Raw genomic sequence first — 3638 nt, 5'->3', positions numbered from 1 at the left:
CGTCGCCGCCGTATAACTTGAAGAGGTAGTCGAGCTTGGCGCCCACGTCTCTTTCTTTGGCACCCGGCTTGAGCATTGGCAGAACTTCTTCAAATGCTCTTTCCGAAATTTCAACCGCCTTCTTGAGAGTAGCCAGTTCCAGGTCATCCTTGACATTGCGGACCCGTTCCACGATTTCAGCAGCCATGACCATCTCAACATCTGGCAGCTGGGCCTTGATCGCGTCATATTCATAAGCAGAAACGAATTCTGCTTCGACTAAGAGCTTCTTGACCCCCAGTTTCTTGACTTCTGCCGCGATTTCAGCAGCTTCGCGTCCATGCTTCATGACCACCTTCAATTCACCCACAGCCTGGGCTTCGATTTGCGGGGCAAAACGGGAGTCTGACAGAAGTACCCGGTCGCCGTTTTTGGTAATGATCAGCTGGGCTTCTTCACCTGTAAAGTTGGTCAAGTAGCGGTAGTTTGCCCGGTTGAAAACCAGCAAAGCATCCGCGTCTTTGTCCTTGATCAAGTCAGCAGTTTCCTTGATCCGTCTGGTCAGCAGACTTAACAATTCATTGTTTTTGCTCATAAGCACCATCCTTTTCTGCAGCTTTTAAGCTTTTGTTCATGATGCTTTTATTATACAAAAGATCAAGGGCTTAAACATGCTTTCCCTTGAAAAAGGGCAAGAAAAAAGCAGGCAGCTGGGCTGTCTGCTCCTTTGCCGGCTTGATTATTCAGCGTCTTCTACTGGCAAAACAGAAACTTGCTTCTTGTACTTGCCAAGACGTTCGAACTTAACAACACCGTTAGTCAATGCGAACAAAGTGTCGTCGCCACCGCGGCCAACGTTCTTGCCTGGGTGGATCTTAGTACCACGTTGACGGTAGATGATTGAGCCAGCGTGTACTTCTTGACCGTCGGCACGCTTTGCGCCCAAACGACGACCAGCTGAGTTACGACCGTTGGCAGTTGAACCACCACCCTTGTGGTGGGCGAGTAACTTTGCGTTTGAAAGAATGTTCATCATCATAGTGTTCACCTCTTACTAAGCTTCGATGCTCTTAACAGTAACCTTGGTGTAAGGTTGACGGTGACCGTACTTAGAATGTGAGTGCTTCTTTGGCTTGTACTTGAAAGTTACAACCTTCTTTTCCTTGCCTTGCTTGTCAACACTGGCAACTACCTTAGCACCTTCAACTAATGGAGTACCAACCTTAACGTCGTCACCATTAGCTACCAGGATAACTTGGTCAAAAACAACTTCTTCGCCAGCTTGTACGTCAAGCTTTTCAACGAAGATACTTTCGCCTTCGGCAACCTTGTATTGCTTGCCACCGGTCTTAATAACTGCGTACATTAGTACACCTCCGTATAAAATTACTTAGACTCGCCATCAAAGGTGCTGCCCAAAGCAGGCTTGTCAACCTTATCTGCGCGGTTGCAGAATCGAGGTATCACTCAAATTGCAACTCTGTTAGTATAGCACGCTTTGCCCGCCTTGCTCAAGTCTTTTGCCAGGCAAATTCCTGTTTTTGCCAGATTTTTTGCGTTAAACTCAAAAGAGATAATTTGTAAGGAAGAAATCGAGGGAAAAATATGCCAAAATTCTATGGATACAAGCGCTGCTCCACTTCCCGCAAAGCCCAGAAGTGGTTTGACGACAACGGCATCAGCTATGACTTCCAGGACCTGGTGGAGACTCCGCCTGAAAAAGACCTGCTCTTGTCCTGGCTGACCAAGTACCAAGACCGCGGCCTGCGCTACTTTTTCAATACCAGCGGCCAGCACTACCGGCAAATGGGCCTGAAAGACAAGTTGCCGGACATGACTCTGGAAGAAGCAGCTGACCTCTTGTCTAAAGACGGCAAGCTGATCAAGCGCCCCCTGGTCGTTGATGACCAGCACTTAACCTGCGGCTTTAAAGAAGAGGTCTATGAGCAGACCTGGAAATAGCAAAAACAAGTTCCGACTTCCGGAACTTGTTTTTTATTTCTTTTATTCCCCTAAGGCTTGGGTCAGGTCAGCAATCAAGTCATCCGCGTTTTCCAGGCCAACTGAGAGCCGCAAAAGCCGCGGCGTAATCCCCAGCCGCAGGCGCTGGTCTTCTTCAACGTCATCATGAGTCTGGTAGTAAGGAATGGTCAAGAGGCTTTCTGCCCCGCCCAGGCTTTCCGCGAAAGTAATCAGCTTGACGCTCCTCAGAACTCGGTCGACTTCTTTGTCGCTGTCCAAATAAAAGGAGATCATCCCCGCCTTGCCCGGGTAGAGGACTTTTTCCACGTGCGGCGCCTGCTCCAAGAAGGAAACAATTTTTTTCGCGCTGGCCGTGTGCTGCTGCATTCTCAAAGGAAGAGTCTTCAAGCTTCTGGTCAAAAGCCAGCTGTCAAAAGCCGACATGGTATCGCCAACCGTGATCGTGTATTGGAAGTAAAAGTCGGCCAAGACCGGATCCTTGACCACCACGATCCCGCCTAAGATGTCGTTGTGGCCCCCCAGGTACTTGGTAGCTGAGTGAATAACCACGTCTGCCCCTTGGGTCAAGGGCTTTTGGTAATATGGCGTGTAAAAAGTGTTGTCAACAGCCACCAGGATGTCTGGATTGTAGTCATGAACGGCATCTGCCACGGCCTGGATGTCCACGCTCTTCATCATCGGGTTTGACGGAGTTTCCAGCCAGACCAGCTTGGTCTTTGGACTCAAAAGTTCCTTTAATGAGTCCACTGCTTCCCCGTTCCAGAGCTTGAACTTGATCTGGAAGTGGTCTGCCAGATGGCGGAAGTAGCGGAAGTCGCCCCCGTAAAGGTCGTCTAAGCTGACTACTTCATCCCCGGTCTTCAAAACGCTTAAGACCAGCTGAACAGCTGCCATTCCGCTGGCTACCGCAAAGCCTTGGCATCCTTCTTCCAGTTTGGCCAGGGTTTCTTCCACTGTTTTCCGATTGGGGGTCTCCACCCGGGAATAAGTGAAGCCCTGCAAGCGGTCAAAGTTGACCGCCTGGTCCAAGTCCGGATGCCGGTAGCAGGCCGACAAGTATAGGGGCTGGGCAACCGGATTAGCTCCGTCTTTAATGCTGCCAGCTTCCGCCACGATGGTCTCAAAAGACCGGGTATCTTTTTCTGTCATCTTTTTTCTCCATTTCCTAAAATCCGTTATCTTTTAGCCTTTTCCAGGGCCTGGTCAATGTCAGCGATCAAGTCAGCCGCGTCCTCAATGCCCACGGCAAAGCGGATCAGTCCTGGCTTGATTCCGGCAGCCAGCTGCTCTTCTTCTGACAGTTCAGCGTGGCTCATCTTGCTTGGCAGTTCGACCAGGCTCTCAACCGCGCCCAAACTTACAGCCAGGTTGAAAAGCCGCAAACTATTGACAAAAACTACCGGGTCATAAACTTCGTCGTCCAGTTCACAGGAGAAGACACCGCCAGCCCCTGTGGCTTCTTTACTCAGCTCCTCATAACCAGCTAAGTCTGGATCACCTGGATAGTAGATCTTGTCGATTCCGGCTTGCTTTTTCAAAAAGGCAATAATGGCCAGGACATTTTCCATCTGCCGGTCTAAGCGCAGTGACAAGGTCTTGATTCCCCGGGCCAGCTCATTGGAATCTTCCGGCGACAAAATCCCGCCAATCGCATTTTGCACAAAGTAAACCCGCTT

Annotated in this window: 6 protein-coding genes and 1 other annotated feature; of the genes, 1 reads left to right on the top strand and 5 read right to left on the bottom strand. The window is 50.0% G+C overall.

Annotated features, from left to right (window positions below):
- From ACI32D_RS01025 to rplU, 3 genes are all read right to left on the bottom strand, one after another.
- The coding region (locus tag ACI32D_RS01025; RefSeq protein WP_439774812.1) for a M24 family metallopeptidase at nt 1-574 on the bottom strand (574 nt) is incomplete at its 3' end.
- A gap of 144 nt (nt 575-718) precedes the next feature.
- On the bottom strand, nt 719-1018 hold the full coding sequence (rpmA, locus tag ACI32D_RS01020) for a 50S ribosomal protein L27 (protein ID WP_201331855.1): 300 nt from the start codon (nt 1016-1018) through the stop codon (nt 719-721).
- 15 nt (nt 1019-1033) lie between these two features.
- Nucleotides 1034-1345, bottom strand: a complete 312-nt coding sequence (rplU, locus tag ACI32D_RS01015) for a 50S ribosomal protein L21 (RefSeq protein WP_003618434.1) — start codon at nt 1343-1345, stop codon at nt 1034-1036.
- 16 nt (nt 1346-1361) lie between these two features.
- Nucleotides 1362-1438 (bottom strand) — a sequence feature (ribosomal protein L21 leader region).
- Nucleotides 1439-1584: 146 nt separating this feature from the next.
- On the opposite strand from rplU, the gene ACI32D_RS01010 reads away from it, so the two are divergent.
- The gene (locus ACI32D_RS01010) at nt 1585-1941 is read left to right on the top strand and encodes an arsenate reductase family protein (protein WP_439774811.1); all 357 of its coding nucleotides are present in this window, start codon (nt 1585-1587) and stop codon (nt 1939-1941) included.
- A gap of 42 nt (nt 1942-1983) precedes the next feature.
- Here ACI32D_RS01010 and ACI32D_RS01005 read toward each other — a convergent pair whose 3' ends face one another.
- Both ACI32D_RS01005 and ACI32D_RS01000 read right to left on the bottom strand, forming a co-directional pair.
- The gene (locus tag ACI32D_RS01005; RefSeq protein ID WP_439774810.1) at nt 1984-3111 is read right to left on the bottom strand and encodes a trans-sulfuration enzyme family protein; all 1128 of its coding nucleotides are present in this window, start codon (nt 3109-3111) and stop codon (nt 1984-1986) included.
- Nucleotides 3112-3137: 26 nt separating this feature from the next.
- Nucleotides 3138-3638: PLP-dependent transferase (locus ACI32D_RS01000; protein ID WP_439774809.1), on the bottom strand; the 501-nt coding region annotated here is incomplete at its 5' end.

Source organism: Lactobacillus sp., from assembly GCF_051873315.1.
In the GTDB taxonomy this organism is placed as follows: domain Bacteria; phylum Bacillota; class Bacilli; order Lactobacillales; family Lactobacillaceae; genus Lactobacillus.
Note: the sequence above shows the minus strand (reverse complement) of the source record. Positions and strands in the feature narration are given on the sequence as shown.

What these genes read in the sequence shown, in the direction of transcription:
- rpmA (WP_201331855.1), bottom strand. Translation starts at nt 1,018, where the DNA reads ATGATGATGAACATTCTTTCAAACGCAAAGTTACTCGCCCACCACAAG.
- rplU (WP_003618434.1), bottom strand. Translation starts at nt 1,345, where the DNA reads ATGTACGCAGTTATTAAGACCGGTGGCAAGCAATACAAGGTTGCCGAA.
- ACI32D_RS01010 (WP_439774811.1), top strand. Translation starts at nt 1,585, where the DNA reads ATGCCAAAATTCTATGGATACAAGCGCTGCTCCACTTCCCGCAAAGCC.
- ACI32D_RS01005 (WP_439774810.1), bottom strand. Translation starts at nt 3,111, where the DNA reads ATGACAGAAAAAGATACCCGGTCTTTTGAGACCATCGTGGCGGAAGCT.